Raw genomic sequence first — 14,408 nt, forward strand, 5'->3', positions numbered from 1 at the left:
GTTATTAGGTGCCGGCGCTGACTGACACGTATCGTGCTGCTAGCGTTTTGACAACGGCCCCATGATGCTATTCAACGCATCGGGACGAGGGGCGCCCTGATGTTGCTGCAGACGCCCTTGCTCATCTAAGTAATAGATAGCCGGCGTAGCGGAGGCACCCATCTCGCCCATCAAGGTGAGGTTCGCCTCAAGCTGTTCGTTCACCTCGGGCGCAATCAGCTCGATAGGTTTGAGCGTGCTGGCCTTGCCCGCTGCTTCGTGCTCATTGAGGGCTGCCTCAGGGTCCTTGGCGGCCAGCAGCGCCGCGGATTTCCCCGCGCTGTCCGGACGCAGCATGCCAACCATGACGTGACGGAGCTGAACGTCGCCAGCTTCGACCCAGGGCCGCGCCTGTTTCCAGAACATATTGCAGAACGGGCAGTTGGGGTCGGAAAACATGTAGACCACCCGTGATGCATCTGCCGCACCGTCAGCAATCCAGGTGCTGCTTTCCAGCCGCTGCCACATTTCGCTGCTCATCGGCTCATACACCAGCTTCTCAAGTGGTGCCTTGGTCAGGTCTTCGCCAGCGGCGTCCAGCAAACTGCCGACCACGACATGATCGCCGTCCGGTGTCAGATACAGCGCAATGCCCTGGCCGTTGTAACGCGCTGCGTAGCCCTTCAATCCTCCCGGCGCGTCGAAACTGCCGACCACTTTGGCTCCGCGCGCCTCAATGGCCTGAACCGCGGGAGGCAGCGCGTCGGCCAGCGCCGAGGGCGTCGGCAGCAAGGCGAGCGTTGAGATCAACAGCGAAAGTGAACGTATAGGTTTCATGGCTGGGTTTTTACCTCTAGTTGCTCAAGGGCGCGCGCCAGGCTGGCACGGGACAGCTCGCCGAGGTGGCTGCCAACCTGGCGGCCCTCGGCGTCGTAGAAAAGCGTGGTGGGCAGCGAGGCAGACCCTACGTGCTGGCCCAGGCGACCGCCGGTATCGAGCAGGACGTTTTCCAAGCCGAGCCCTTCGGCGTCGAGGAAGTCGGCGATCAACCGCTCGCCCTCGCCCTGGTTGACGAATAGGAAGGTCACCTCGGCGTTGTCTTGTTGCGCCTTCGCAAGGACCGGCATTTCACGCCGGCAGGGCGGGCACCAGGTGGCCCACAGATTGACCACCAGCGGCTTGCCAACATAATCCTGCAAGGCAACGGGCTTACCCTGGCTATCCCGCAGGCCCATCTCGGGCAGCCGCGTGCCCTGCTCGAACGCATGCAACGCAAAAGTCCCGAACCCCCAGCTGAGCACACCCACCAGCACCGCCGTACCAAGCGGAGCGCGTAGCTCGTTATCGCGCCAGGCGAGCCAGCCCCCCAGCAGCACAGCCACCAGTAGCCCGGGCCAGGCGATAAAGCCGCCGTCGCGTATATCAATCACGCGCCAGGGCTCGTTCTGGAAATGCTCGGCATACGCCACTACGAAAGCCGCGCGAGCGACCACTAGCGCTACCAGCAGCAGCCTGAACAGTTGTTGTTCCGGGTTCCGAGCGCTGCGCCGCCCCATCCACCAGCCGGTGAGCATCGCCAGGAACAGGCTCCCCAGCAGAAGTACATGCGGAACCGCCAGCGCCAGAGGCCCCAGATTGATCGTCAGCATCAGCCACGCTCCCTTGTTTGGTTCCATCTGTTCAGAAATTGGCTCGCATCCACCTCGCCGGTGATGCGCTGGGTACGTCGCTCCTCCCCGTCGGGGCCGATGAAGAGCAGCGTCGGCGGCCCCATGACCTGATAGCGGTTCAGCAGCTCGCGACTGGCGGGATCGGTCTGCGTCACATCCGGTCGCAGAACCCGCACGCCGGCGAGCGCGGCCTGCACCTGAGCGTCGCCAAACACCTCTTTTTCCATGACTTTGCAGGACACGCACCAGTCCGCGTAGTAGTCCACCAGCACCCACTGGCCCGCGGCCTTGGCGGCAGCCAGCTCACGATCAAGGTCGGCCGGCTCGCTGAAGCCGATAAATCCGTGTGCAGACTCAGCACCCTGCGAGGACACTACCCCGCCGGTAAACACGCCGAGCGGCCGCATGACATCTTGCGCGCCGCCAGCCGCTCCGAGCAGCAGCGCTACGCCCCAGACTCCAGCCAGCGCCGCCACCGCGCGGCTGAGCGCCTGATGCCGCACCAGTTCCCGCGACAGGTGCAGCAGCCCGCTGGCGCCCACAACCAGCAACGCGCCCCACAGCCCCACCCAGAGCGGGTCGGACAAAAGCGGGCGAAGAACGTACAGGGCGGCGACCAGAAACAGGAAACCGAAGGCAACCTTGACGCGATCCATCCACGGCCCAGGCTTGGGCAGGAAGCGATTGCCCACCGTCACCAGCAGGACCAGTGGCGTACCGATCCCCAGGCCCAGAGCGAACAGCACCAGCCCACCGTTCAGGGCGTCGCCGCTTTGGGCGATGTACAGCAGCGCCGCGGCCAGCGGTGCGGTCATGCAGGGCCCCACCAGCAGCCCGGACAACACGCCCAACGCGCTGGCACCGGCGAGGCTGCCGCCCCGACGCGTGCGTCCGGCCTGCTCCAGCCGATCACGCAGGCCCGCCGGCAGTTGCAGTTCGAAGAAGCCGAACATGGGCAAGGACAGCAGCACGAACAGGCCTGCGAAGCTTGCGATCAGCCACGGCTGCATCAGCCATCCCTGCAGATTCGCACCCAACAGCGCCGCCACCACTCCGAGGGCGGCGTAGACCAGCGCCATGCTGAATACGTAGGCCCCAGCCAATGCTATGCCGCGGCGAGGCCCGGCCTGGCTACCCACCACAATGCCCGCCAGGATGGGCAGCATCGGCAGCGAGCAGGGAGCAAAGGCAAGCAGAAGGCCGAGTCCGAAAAAGATCAGCAGACTCCATCCAAGCGACTGCTGTTGTAGCCCGTTGGCCAGGGCCTGGTCGTCGGCCTGACCAGGCGCGGACGGTGGGGTGCTGCCGCCGCCCAGCGCTACCGTGCGGGTTTGCGGCGGATAGCACAGACCGGCATCGGCGCAGCCTTGCCAACCGAGTTCGAGCGACGCGAGACCCGCATCGGGGAGCTGCACTTCCAGGCTGTCGCGGTAGATTCGCGAATCACCAAAATACACGTCATGGTACGGCTCGCCTGGGGGCAACTGGGGCTCGGTCCCCGGCGGCAGCCCTGCGAATCGCAAGCGTTCCTTGTAGAGGTAATAGCCGGGCGCAATGTCCCAGCGCAGCACGGCTCCGCCAGCGTCAGGGTGCTCGATGTGCAGCGTGAACGCTTCGTCCACGGGCAGGAAGTCCTGCTGTTTCTGACCGAAGGTGAACGGCGAAGCGTTCGCCAGCTGCACGGTCCATAGGCAGCAGGCCATAAAGATAAAAAGCGCTCGCATGCACAACACCCGATTACCAGATTCGACGGCGAGCTTGCCGACTCGGGATTAAGAGCCGATTAACGAGGCTTGCCCGGACACAACCTGAAAGGCTGAGAGGCGTTGAGGCACGAGCAACTCGGCGTACCATCTGCTAACGCGCCGTTAATCCAGGCGGACGATACTGACTGCTGCTTATCAAGCGATTCCCACATGCACGTACTGCTGACAGAAGACAACGCACTGATCGCCAGTGGCATCGTCGCCGGGCTAGAAGCTCAAGGCTTCAGCGTGGCCCATGCCGCTACGGCCGGGCAGGCCGACGCGCTGCTGCGCACAGCCAGCTTCGACCTGATGATTCTCGATCTGGGCCTGCCTGACGAAGACGGCCTGCGCTTTCTCCAGCGTCTGCGCCGCCGCGGCCTTGAGTTGCCTGTGCTGATCCTGACCGCCCGGGATGCGGTGACCGAGCGGGTCTCCGGGCTTCAGGCCGGCGCTGACGACTACCTCGTCAAGCCCTTCGACCTGCGTGAACTCGCCGCCCGCCTGCACGCCCTGCTGCGCCGCGCTGCCGGTCGGGCAACGCATATGATCGAACACGGGACGCTGAGCTACGATCCTGCCGCCTGTGCGGCGTTCATGGCGGGCGAACCCGTGGACCTGTCGCGCCGTGAACAGGCGCTGCTCCAGGCGCTACTGCAGAACCCCGGCCGCGTGCTATCAGCCGAGCAGCTCAAGGACGCCGTGTACGGACTGGGCGATGACGTTGAAAGCAACGCCCTGAATGTCCATATCCACCACCTCAGGCGCAAGCTGGGCAACGGCATCGTCGAAACCGTCAGGGGGATCGGTTATCGCCTGGGCCCTGCCGGCCAAGCACCGGCTTCCACCGAGACGCCCGACCCATGAGCTTGCGCCTGCGCCTGACCCTCACCCTCGGCTCGGCCTTCGTGCTGCTCTGGGCATTGGCTGCGACCTGGATGCTCTTCGATGTTCGCAATCAATTAATGCAGTCGCTCGATCAGCGCCTTGCCGCATCAGCCAGGATGGTCGCGGGCCTGCTCGTGCAATTGCCGCAGCCGCAACTGGGTGAAGGCGGTATCACCCGGCTAAGTGCGGAACAGCTGGGTATCGAGAACGGCCTGGCCTGCCAGATCAGCTCCTTGCGAGGTGAAATCCTGGCACGCAGCCATGCGGCGCCAGACAGTGCGCTCGACGCCCAACGCACCGGCTTTCACGACCAAATGATCGGCGATACCCCCTGGCGTAGTTTCACCTTCATCCAGAATGGCATGCGCATCACCACGGCCGATCGCCTTGACGAGCGCAGCGCACTCCAGCGTTCGGTGCTATTGGCCGCGGCGCTGCCGGTTTTCGTCGCGTTGCTGGGCAGCCTGATCGTGTTGTGGATCGGCATCGGCAACGGCCTTGCGCCGCTCAGACGAATCCGCACGGCCCTGGCGCAACGCAGTGCCGACTCGGTGGAGCCGTTGCACATCGAACGGCTGCCGCGAGAGCTGACGCCCCTGGTCGAAACCCAGAACCAGCTGTTCGCGCGGATCGCGCACATGCTCGAACGCGAACGTCGGCTGACCGATGATGCCGCCCATGAACTGCGCAGCCCGCTGACCGCCATCAAGACCCACCTGCAGGTAGCGGCCATGACCGAGGGCGACACCGCGAAGCGGGCACTGGCCCAGGCCGAAGTCGGCACGGATCGTCTGCACCGCATCCTCGAACAGCTGCTCATGCTGGCGCGGGTCGAAGGTCGCGTTTCCTTTGATGACGGCCTCAGCTGCACGGCCCGCGACGTCGCGCAGCTGGCGATCGCTGACGCCAGTCAGCAGCCCGGGCCGCACATCGAGCTGTGCGGGGCGCAAGATGTCTCCCCTCGCCCACTGGCGATGCCGCCGACCCTGGCGGTCGCGGCATTGCGCAACCTGCTCGACAATGCCCGCCGACATACGCAGGACGGCACGGCCATTCGCTTGACGCTCTCCCAACTGGATGAAAGCCGGGTTCGCTTCAGCGTGCAGGATCATGGCCCGGGCATCCCGCCGGAAATGCTTGAGCGCCTAACCGAGCGCTTTTGGCGCAGCGGCGTAGGTGAAGGCAGTGGGCTGGGCCTGTCCATCGTCAAGGCGATCGCCGAGCGCTGCGCCTGCGATCTGCGTTTCGTGCCGCATGAAGGCGGTCTCGTCGTCGAGCTGGTGGTCGGCCTTCAGGCTGCTGCTCCTTGTGACGCCTCGATAACCTGAACGTCCAGGCACGCACACCGTCCGAATAGTTAACAGAGCAATCCGTTAACCATCGTCGGAGGTGGCAATGCTTGTTTTCGAACCTGTTTATACAGACGGCCTGGCGCAAATTTCCTATCTGATCGGCGACAGCAAGGCCGCGGTAGCCGCGGTCATCGATCCCCGCCGCGACATCGATATCTACCTGCAAATGGCGAAGACGCGAGGCCTGCGGATCGCCTATGCCATCGAGACACATATCCATGCCGATTTCGTGTCCGGCGCCCAGGCGCTGGCAAAGCGCACCGGGGCACAGATCATCGGCGGCCGCGCGGGCACCTATGAATTCGAGCTTCGCCAGGTCAGCGGTGGCGAGACGATTGAGCTCGGGCAAGCCACGCTGCAGGTCATGCACACGCCGGGGCATACGCCCGAACACATTTCCCTGCAGCTATTCGACGCCCAGCAGGGCGACCAGCCGATCGCGTTGTTTACCGGCGACACCCTGTTCAACCTGGACGTCGGGCGCCCCGACTTGCTGGGCGAAGGCAGTGAACGAAAACTCGCCGGCGCGCTGTACCACACGCTTTTCGATCACTACCTGCCGCTTGGTGACCGGATTGAAATCTACCCCTGCCATGGCGCCGGTTCGGCCTGCGGCAAATCCATCGGCGACCGACGCCACTCCACGCTCGGCAACGAGCGTCTCTTCAACCCTGCGTTGTGCGTACAGCGTAGCGAGGGCGCGTTCATCGATTGGCTGCTGGCCGACATGCCGGAGCCACCCCGTCACTATGCGCGACTGAAACAACTTAACGTGCATTCGGCCGTACAGATGGAAGGCCCTTCCCTGCCACCGCCGCTCGCGCCATCCGACTTCGAGACACTGGCGACGCGCGACATGCAGGTCGTGGACGTCCGTTCGATCCTTGCGTTTGGCGGCGGACATGTACCCGGCGCGATCAACATCGCGTTGCGTAACGAATTCGTCAATTGGGCTGGGCGGATGCTCGATGATGATCGCCCGATCCTGCTGGTGGGCGAGTCGGCCGACGACGTCCACCAGGCCGTCACCCAACTCTATCGGATAGGTCTGGACGATATCCGCGGCTATCTGCGCAACGGCATGACGGACTGGCAGAACGCGGCGCTACCGCTGAACAGCCTTCAGGAATGGACGGTGCATGAACTCAATGCACGTCGCGAAGCGCCCGAGGTACAGGTGCTGGATGTACGCAGCCCGCAAGAGGTCGCGGCGGGTCGGGTGCCGGGCGCCAGGCACATCTTCGTCACCCACCTCGCTGACCGGCTGAACGAGCTGGATCCGGACAAGACCACCGTCACTTACTGCGGGTCCGGCTATCGGGCCTCCATCGCGGCCAGCATCCTCAAGAAAGCCGGCTTTCGTGAGGTGGCCAATGTCCCCGGCTCCTGGATGGCCTGGAAGGCGGCGAACCTGCCGGTTCAAAACGACTAAGAGACTTATCGGTGTTTGCGCGGCGCAGGTGCCTGGCTAGTCCCCTGCGGGTGCGCGATCATAAGGCGACTTGAATCAACAAGGCCGACGCGGCCACAGCCGCGATCAGCCCGAAGCCTCTCTGCAGCAGGCGCCCATCCAGGCGAGAGGAAACCGTGCGGCCGGCGAACATCCCGAGCACGGCACCAGCCGAGAACGGGAGAGCCACTGCCCACTGAACGCTACCCGAGGCCGCGGCGGACAATACGCCGCTGACGGACACCAGGCCGATGACGGCCAACGACGTGGCGGCAATCGAACGCATCGGCAGATCACTGAAGCGACTGAGCGCCGGAACCAGCACGAACCCGCCGCCGACCCCCAGCAAACCGGAGAGGAAACCCGCCAGGGTGCCCGAAGCGGCAACGGTCGCGGCACAGCGGGAGGTCCAGTGGAAACGGCCGGTGTCGGGATTCAGCTGACAGGGCACGGCTCTCGGGGCCGAGTCATCGCTCGGAGAGCGCCTGAATGCCCTGAAGGCAACCCAGAACATCACCAGCGCAAACACCACGGCAAGCACATCGTGCGCTACCCGTGCGGCCACCCAGACGCCGAGGGGCGCGAGCAGCACACCACAGCAGGCCATGAAGGCCGCTGCCTTGTAACGGACAATGCCGTCCCTCAGACCAATCAACGCCCCAACCCAGGCCGCGAGTCCGACCGCCATCAACCCGATTGGCGCGGCCTGATGCAACTCAAGGCCGACCACGAAGATCAGCAACGGCACGGTGAGGATGCCGCCGCCCGCACCGGTCAGCGCGAGGACAAGGCCAACGATCAACCCGAGTCCGACCTCAATCATCATTCGCATCTTTCCCGTTCGGACACCTTGGTTTCCCGAATACGAATGCGCCAATCACTGCGTCTTGCCCGAAAAGCGCGCGTGCAGCTCGTACAGCCCCATGCCCGCCAGCATCGCGAGAACAAAGATCAGCGGTTCGCTCCGACCACTCAAAAGAGTCGCGACCGCCGGTCCAGGACAATAGCCGGCCAGCCCCCAACCCGCTCCGAATGCCAGGCTGCCCAGTACAAGAGGGCGATCGATCCGGGTGGCGGTGGGCATTCGCATGACATCTCCCAGCACCGCCCGGGACCGTTTGGAGGCGTAATAGAACCCGACACTGCCGACCGCAATCGCACCGCCCATAACGAACGCGAGCGAGGGGTCCCACGCCCCGGCCAGATCGAGAAAGGCAATCACCTTGGACGGATCGGCCATCCCTGACAGGATCAGGCCAAGGCCGAAAACCAGCCCCGCTACAAAGGCGCTCAGTAATTTCATGGCAACTCCTCAGCCCAGCAGGTGGCGGATGACGAACACCGTAAGAAAGCCGCTGGCCATGAACGCGGCCGTCGCGGCTAGCGAGCGCGGCGACCGTCGCGACAACCCGCAGACGCCATGCCCACTCGTGCAACCGGAGCCATACCGCGTACCGATCCCGACCAACAGGCCGGCTGTAATCAGGGTCAAGGCGCTCGCATCTACTTCAATGTTTGGTTGCTCGAACGCGGCCTGAAACAGCACCGGCGCGGTAACCAGGCCGGCGATGAACGCAACACGCCAGAGCACATCGCCTCTGGCTGGCCGCAGCAACCCGCCGATCACGCCGCTGATGCCCGCGATTCTCCCGTTCAACAGGATAAACAAGGTCGCAGCAAAACCGATCAGCGCGCCCCCAGCGAGTGAGGACCACGGTGTGAAATGTGCCCAGTCAATTGTCATGTCGAGGGTTCCTCCCGGTCGGGATGCTGGCAGTAGAGCCGGTAAAGCACCTGCATGACCTGCATCGCTTGATGGCTGGCGATGCTGTAATGAACTTGCTTGCCCTCGCGTCGGGTGCTGACCAAGCCGTTGTGGCGCAGCACCGTGAGCTGTTGAGACAGGGTCGGCTGCACAACACCCGTCGCACGGGCGAGGTCACCCACGCAGTGCTCGCCCTGGGTCAACTGGCACAGCAACAACAGGCGGTCCGGGTTGCCGAGCACCTTCAGCAAGCCACAGGCGTCTGCGGCACTGCGACGAAGCGTTTCGATATCGAGATCTGCCATGTGGGCCATTTTGTTCAGGTGGGTCAGATGGATTTGACAATACAATTTATCAATATATATTTCAATAGATCGTATCGACGCGACAGCGGACGCCCGGTCGGAACTCGACGTCCCGCACGCGCCCTAAAATTATGCGGCATCGCTGTGGCTTTTCACCTCGCCGCGCCCACCCCGTCGGCGCGAACCAGGAGATCAACATGTCATCGATACAGCAAAACAGTACGAATCATGACCAGGCGGACCGGGTTCGCCGATCAACGTCCCAACCTGTGAACCAGGAAATCGACCGGCAGACGGACCACAACATTCGTCGATTCAGCGGAATGGGGCGAAGCGCAATACTTCAGCGCATTGACGCCCTTGACCGTGAATGGGACGTGGAACGCGTGCTTGAGGTCAATGCCTCCTCCCTGGCGCTGTCTGGCCTGCTGCTTGGCCTGACAGCGAACAGAAAGTGGTTTCTGCTGCCTGGTGTCGTGCTGCCGTTTCTTCTGCAACACGGTTTGCAGGGCTGGTGCCCGCCGCTGGCGATCCTGCGCCGGCTGGGTGTCCGCACGCGGGGCGAGATCGATCAGGAAAAGTATGCACTGCTCAGTGCGCTGGAACAGTCACCGCAGAACACTCATCACTAGCCGAGATCATCATGATATTTCGCCAGCTGTTCGAACCTGTGTCGTCCACCTATACCTACGTGCTCGGGTGCGAGGACACCCGCCAGGCCGTGCTCATCGACCCGGTCATTTCCGCAACGGACCGCGACCTGGCTGAGCTGGCCAGGCTGGACCTGCAGTTGGCGTTCACCTTGGACACCCATATACATGCCGACCACATCACCGCCGCGCTAGAGCTGAAGAAGCAGACCAGCTGCCGTATGGCGGGGCCTGCCATCGACAAGCTGCCCTGCACGGATGTGGGCATCGAGGAAGGTGTTCCTTTCATAGTCGGCAGCCTGCAGTTCACACCCTTGCATACCCCCGGGCACACAGACGGGCACTTTGCCTATCTGCTCGGCGATCGCCTGTTCAGCGGTGATGCCTTGCTCATCGACGGCTGCGGCAGGACGGATTTTCAGAATGGCAGCGCCGACGATCTCTTTCACAGCGTCAGAAACAAGCTCTTCGCCCTGCCAGACGACACTCTGGTATACCCCGGCCATGATTACAGCGGTCGTCGCGTCTCGACCATCGCGCAGGAAAAGCAGCGCAACCCCCGTCTCGGTGAAGCGATAACGCTGGAGCGCTTCGGCGAAATCATGGCGGAACTGAATTTGCCTTATCCCAAGTTCATCGATCACGCCGTGCCGGGGAATCTCGAGTGCGGCGTATGCCCGCCCGACCTGACGGATAATTTCCGTCGCTATTGCGAACAGGTTGAGCACAGTCCTCAGGGTTGAGCCACGTCATGTCAGCCAATATCAGCGCCGGGAGGCCCGGAGAATCCCGTGAAACGAGTCAACGTTCGCAACCTCCAGGCGACGTTACCAAGCACCCATCTCGCTATGTGAGGGAGTGAATATGAAGAGCCCTGATCGACCTCGTTTCCGCGTGAGCGCAGACCGACAAGCGGGGAGCCGCCGCGTTCGCTATGTCGAAACCAACCGCCCAGATAGCCAGAACTGCACGATTTGCCAGCTGGATGAGGAAAACCCATCGCCGATCGAGGTGTCTTCCAGCGCGCAAAACGCCGACGAGCAGAAACCTGGCGCCAAGCCGGAGCGATCCAGATAGATCGTCCAAACCACCAAACCCGCGATATCTGATGGGCGGGGCTTGGCGCTCATACCCTGCGATATGAGTTTCGGTCTCGCCGACCCGCCCATCTACCACTTCGTCAGGACAAAAAGCCGAGCTTCGCTAACGCGCCATTGTCCACTTTTGGCGGAAACCTGCCCTTCGCGACAGGCCGCTTTTGGCCGACACCAGTCTCTCCCGGCGATCGGGCCATCGCATTGGCTGGCGGAGACCGAACCACTCCCGCCCACGAGGAAGTTGACAGGTATAGCTATCTTTTCGCCCCACTACGCTGCAGCAGGTTGTCTCGATAGAAACTGAACCTCACCATGTCCCCATCCAGCCAGACTCAAGGAGTCCGAGATGGGGTACCAATCGCACATATCCAGCGCACCAAGCTCCAAAATCCGCCAGTCTCTTCCCATACCAGATACGGAAGCCTACGAGACACTGCCGCAGTTCCCGAAGCGCAGCCCCCTACCCTTCCGGCGTACTATTCGGCGACATGAGCTGCGGCAGATCATTCCTCTGTCCGAGACGACGATATACGAGATGGAGCGACGCGGTGATTTTCCCCGGCGCTTTAACCTGACCCCGCGTTGCGTAGTCTGGGACTTGGCTGAGGTGGAAGCCTGGATTGAGGAGCGCAAGCGAGCGCCTCGCCTAGATGTCAGCGGCCCGGATGTCCGCCTACGAAAAACTCGCCCTGTTCGGGTGGGCGAAGATGAGGCGTGATGCTGGCGCCAGGGGACAACTCAGCCAACGAGAGCCTTTAGCTCCTCAGAAGCCGAGCGGGGTAGACGCTGACTTTCCTTGGCTAAATTGACCCGCAAGGCCACTCGCGCCACATCCAGAACATCCCTCGCCAGCGAATAGCTGCCCTTGTCCTGCAGCCAGGCCAGCACGTCCGCCAGGTGCCATATCGATGCACTGCCCTCATGCACCGGTGCGGGAAAGCTTCCCGGATTGGCCAACATCAGCTTGCGCATGTTCTGTCGCGACACCCCCACCATTTCGGCCACATCAGTGAGGCCGACCAGGTCTGGGGCCACTTCAATCAGCTTGGCCGAAGGCACTGCACGGCGCACATCGGCCAGCGCACTTCGTACAGCCGCATCGGCACTCTCTGCCTCGCGGGAGAACTCCATTGCCAGCCGCCCTGGTTGGCCAATACCCACCAGAGCATCGTCGCAACCCGCTTCGCCAAGGCGCTCGACCAACAGATCCGGATTACGGTCGCCTTCGGCGAGCTGGTATTTCAGCGTGAACGTGTATTCCATCGTGCTACTCCTCTGCACCGTCGGCGGCCTCCTGCAACTTCCGGTGTGTGGTGCAATTATCCACGACGCGCCGTAGGGCGCGTGCGTGGCTAGTAGGGTTCGTCGGCGTGCTCCAGACGCTTGTAATGCAGAACTCGCCGCAGCGGCATTCCTCGTCGTTGTAGGGGCAGTAGATCCGCCCCCAGGCGTGACTGCCGCCTACTTCTATGCGCCAACCTTGCCCTTCGGCATGTCTTATCGCTTCTTCGACCTCTTTCTTCGGATGCGAGGCACGGGTCATAGTTGATCTCCAGTATTCGCGTGGATAGCAAGGTTGTCAACTGACAACCTCGCTATCCCTTTAAACCGTAGCACTCAGCACCGGCACAGCCATGTTGTCCGGCAACAGTTTCGGCACATGAGCCCGACCATCAATCCATGCGTCGACCATGTCTGCCCACTCCTGAAGCATGTGCCGCCGCTGCTCGGCATACTCAGCCTTGTTGTAAACCGAGCGCGAGGAGCGTCCGTCCTCGTGGGCCAGACACTTCTCGATCCAGTCGCCGTTGAAACCGACTTCATTGAGTAGCGTGGAGCCTGTCCTGCGCAGGTCATGCACAGTGAACGGCTGCAACGGAAGCCCCGCTTCCTTCGCGCGCGACGCAATGAGTTGGGTAATCCGGTTCAGGGTCGCGTGCGACATGCAGCGATGAATTTCATAGCGCGATGGCAGCACGAATCTGGAACCAGCGGCACAGGTGTGCAGTGCCACGAAAATATCCAGGGCTTGGCGCGACAGGTAGACCACATGGGGGTTGCGCCCCTTCATCCGCTCTTTAGGGATCGTCCAGGTGGCGCCCTCAAAGTCCACCTCATTCCAGGTCGCCTGGATTAGCTCGCTCTTGCGTACCAACGTCAGCAGCACCAGACGCAAGGCCAACCGAATGGTGGGGTACGCCGCGATCGACTCCAGCTGATGAAAGGCCAGGCGGATCTCGGTCGGGGTCAGTGCCCGGTCTTTCGGCACAAACGTAGCGATCGACGCCGCCTTCACGTCATCGGCTGGATTCTCGACCTTCTCGCCATGCAGGATCGCGAATGCATAAACCTGTTTCACGATGTCACGAATGTGAACCGCCGTCGCCGGCGCCCCTCGTGCCTTGACCTTGTTGCAAAGCGCTCGCAAATCGTCAGGGCTGATTTCGGTCAGCAGTCGATTCTCGAACACCGGCAGGATGTCGCGATCAATGATGCTCTTGCGCATTGCCCGCGTACTGTCAGCCATACGCGCATCGGTTAGCCAACGCTTCAGCATGTCGCCAAAAGTCTTGGCAGCTGTCAGCCGCCGCTTGGCCCTCTGCTTCTCAAGAGATGGAGAGATACCTTGGGCAACCTGCCGCTTGGCATCGAGCAGCTTCTCACGCGCCATCGCCAGCGAAATCCCCGCGGGCCCATACCGTCCGATGGTCAGAGTTTCCCGCCGTCCATTGAGACGGTAGTCGTAGCGAAAGGTGACGGTACCGCCAGGGGATACCGTCACGTACATGCCGTCACGGTCGGAAGCCTTGTAGGGCTTGGCTTTGGGCTTTAGTTTCCGCAGTGCGGTGTCGGTCAGCATCGAGGTTTTTCCTCCTGTTCAGGGCGGCTTTTACCGTCCAGGGTCAGGAGACCTGCTGATGCCGGGAAAGCCGCGTGACAGCAGCTTTCCGGTGGAGAGATTTACCGTCAAAGACCGGTTTGGTCTCGATAGTAAACGGGAGGGTCCGAATCCGGCCTTCGGTTGCTACCGTCACCGCTACCGCCAAAGCATTCTGCTTACCGGCGATAGCCACTGATAGGTACCGTGACGTATTTTGAATCAAATCAACACGTTACGGCACTTTATCGATAGGTACCGATAGTCCCCGAAGGACCTGATTTCATTCCCACTCGATAGTCGCTGGCGGCTTACTCGACACGTCGTAGGTGACGCGGGAAATGCCTTCGATCTCGTTGATGATGCGGTTGGAGACCTTCTCCAGCAACTCGTACGGCAGATGCGCCCAGCGCGCGGTCATGAAGTCGATGGTTTCTACCGCACGCAGTGCAACGACCCAGGCGTAGCGGCGGCCATCGCCGACCACCCCCACCGATTTGACCGGCTGGAACACAACGAAGGCCTGGCTGGTCTTGTGGTACCAGTCGAAGTTGCGCAGCTCCTGGATGAAGATGTGGTCGGCACGACGCAGCAGGTCGGCGTACTCCTTCTTCACCTCGCCGAGGATG

17 protein-coding genes are annotated in these 14,408 nt (G+C 62.4%); 6 read left to right on the top strand and 11 right to left on the bottom strand.

Annotated features, from left to right (window positions below):
• Positions 1-39: 39 nt before the first annotated feature.
• Genes dsbG through dsbD form a run of 3 tightly spaced genes read right to left on the bottom strand, consistent with a single transcriptional unit; the run spans position 40 to position 3,373 of the window.
• The gene (gene dsbG, locus DQ405_RS16665) at positions 40-816 is read right to left on the bottom strand and encodes a thiol:disulfide interchange protein DsbG (protein ID WP_128118885.1); all 777 of its coding nucleotides are present in this window, start codon (positions 814-816) and stop codon (positions 40-42) included.
• Positions 813-1,628: a TlpA family protein disulfide reductase gene (locus DQ405_RS16670; RefSeq protein ID WP_128118884.1), complete on the bottom strand. Its 816-nt coding sequence runs from the start codon at positions 1,626-1,628 to the stop codon at positions 813-815. Before DQ405_RS16670 ends, dsbG begins: the two co-directional genes overlap by 4 nt.
• On the bottom strand, positions 1,628-3,373 hold the full coding sequence (dsbD, locus tag DQ405_RS16675) for a protein-disulfide reductase DsbD (protein WP_174824686.1): 1,746 nt from the start codon (positions 3,371-3,373) through the stop codon (positions 1,628-1,630). Before dsbD ends, DQ405_RS16670 begins: the two co-directional genes overlap by 1 nt.
• 192 nt (positions 3,374-3,565) lie before the next feature.
• On the opposite strand from dsbD, the gene DQ405_RS16680 reads away from it, so the two are divergent.
• The 3 genes from DQ405_RS16680 (at position 3,566) to DQ405_RS16690 (ending at position 7,066) form a co-directional block, all read left to right on the top strand.
• Positions 3,566-4,261, top strand: a complete 696-nt coding sequence (locus DQ405_RS16680) for a response regulator (RefSeq protein WP_128118883.1) — start codon at positions 3,566-3,568, stop codon at positions 4,259-4,261.
• Entirely contained in the window at positions 4,258-5,610 is a 1,353-nt protein-coding gene (locus DQ405_RS16685; RefSeq protein WP_128118882.1) for a sensor histidine kinase, read from the top strand. Before DQ405_RS16680 ends, DQ405_RS16685 begins: the two co-directional genes overlap by 4 nt.
• Positions 5,611-5,677: 67 nt before the next feature.
• Entirely contained in the window at positions 5,678-7,066 is a 1,389-nt protein-coding gene (locus DQ405_RS16690; protein ID WP_128118881.1) for an MBL fold metallo-hydrolase, read from the top strand.
• A gap of 58 nt (positions 7,067-7,124) precedes the next feature.
• On the opposite strand, the gene DQ405_RS16695 is transcribed toward DQ405_RS16690, so the two are convergent.
• From DQ405_RS16695 to DQ405_RS16710, 4 genes are read right to left on the bottom strand one after another with little or no spacing between them, the layout of a single operon-like run.
• On the bottom strand, positions 7,125-7,910 hold the full coding sequence (locus tag DQ405_RS16695) for a sulfite exporter TauE/SafE family protein (RefSeq protein ID WP_174824687.1): 786 nt from the start codon (positions 7,908-7,910) through the stop codon (positions 7,125-7,127).
• Positions 7,911-7,961: 51 nt separating this feature from the next.
• Entirely contained in the window at positions 7,962-8,387 is a 426-nt protein-coding gene (locus DQ405_RS16700) for a YeeE/YedE family protein (protein ID WP_128118880.1), read from the bottom strand.
• Positions 8,388-8,396: 9 nt separating this feature from the next.
• Positions 8,397-8,828, bottom strand: a complete 432-nt coding sequence (locus DQ405_RS16705; protein ID WP_128118879.1) for a YeeE/YedE family protein — start codon at positions 8,826-8,828, stop codon at positions 8,397-8,399.
• A complete protein-coding gene (locus DQ405_RS16710) occupies positions 8,825-9,163 on the bottom strand; it encodes an ArsR/SmtB family transcription factor (RefSeq protein ID WP_128118878.1) in 339 nt (112 codons plus the stop codon). The genes DQ405_RS16705 and DQ405_RS16710 overlap by 4 nt, the downstream gene beginning before the upstream one ends.
• A 188-nt stretch (positions 9,164-9,351) precedes the next feature.
• Here DQ405_RS16710 and DQ405_RS16715 point away from each other — a divergent pair, with 188 nt between their 5' ends.
• The 3 genes from DQ405_RS16715 (at position 9,352) to DQ405_RS28615 (ending at position 11,619) form a co-directional block, all read left to right on the top strand.
• On the top strand, positions 9,352-9,786 hold the full coding sequence (locus DQ405_RS16715; protein ID WP_128118877.1) for a hypothetical protein: 435 nt from the start codon (positions 9,352-9,354) through the stop codon (positions 9,784-9,786).
• Positions 9,787-9,797: 11 nt separating this feature from the next.
• The gene (locus tag DQ405_RS16720) at positions 9,798-10,547 is read left to right on the top strand and encodes an MBL fold metallo-hydrolase (protein ID WP_128118876.1); all 750 of its coding nucleotides are present in this window, start codon (positions 9,798-9,800) and stop codon (positions 10,545-10,547) included.
• Positions 10,548-11,247: 700 nt separating this feature from the next.
• Positions 11,248-11,619, top strand: a complete 372-nt coding sequence (locus DQ405_RS28615) for a helix-turn-helix transcriptional regulator (protein ID WP_128118874.1) — start codon at positions 11,248-11,250, stop codon at positions 11,617-11,619.
• A gap of 20 nt (positions 11,620-11,639) precedes the next feature.
• On the opposite strand, the gene DQ405_RS16730 is transcribed toward DQ405_RS28615, so the two are convergent.
• From DQ405_RS16730 to DQ405_RS16745, 4 genes are all read right to left on the bottom strand, one after another.
• Positions 11,640-12,164 carry a helix-turn-helix transcriptional regulator gene (locus DQ405_RS16730; RefSeq protein ID WP_128118873.1) on the bottom strand — a complete coding sequence of 175 codons (525 nt, stop codon included), beginning with the start codon at positions 12,162-12,164 and terminating at the stop codon, positions 11,640-11,642.
• A gap of 4 nt (positions 12,165-12,168) precedes the next feature.
• Positions 12,169-12,444, bottom strand: coding sequence for a hypothetical protein (locus DQ405_RS16735; RefSeq protein WP_128118872.1), 276 nt, complete (start codon positions 12,442-12,444; stop codon positions 12,169-12,171).
• A gap of 60 nt (positions 12,445-12,504) precedes the next feature.
• The gene (locus tag DQ405_RS16740; protein WP_128118871.1) at positions 12,505-13,761 is read right to left on the bottom strand and encodes a tyrosine-type recombinase/integrase; all 1,257 of its coding nucleotides are present in this window, start codon (positions 13,759-13,761) and stop codon (positions 12,505-12,507) included.
• A 301-nt stretch (positions 13,762-14,062) separates the two neighbouring features.
• A partial coding sequence (locus DQ405_RS16745) for a GMP synthase (glutamine-hydrolyzing) (RefSeq protein ID WP_446730888.1) occupies positions 14,063-14,408 on the bottom strand: 346 nt, incomplete at its 5' end.

It is taken from the genome of Pseudomonas sp. SST3, assembly GCF_003325755.1.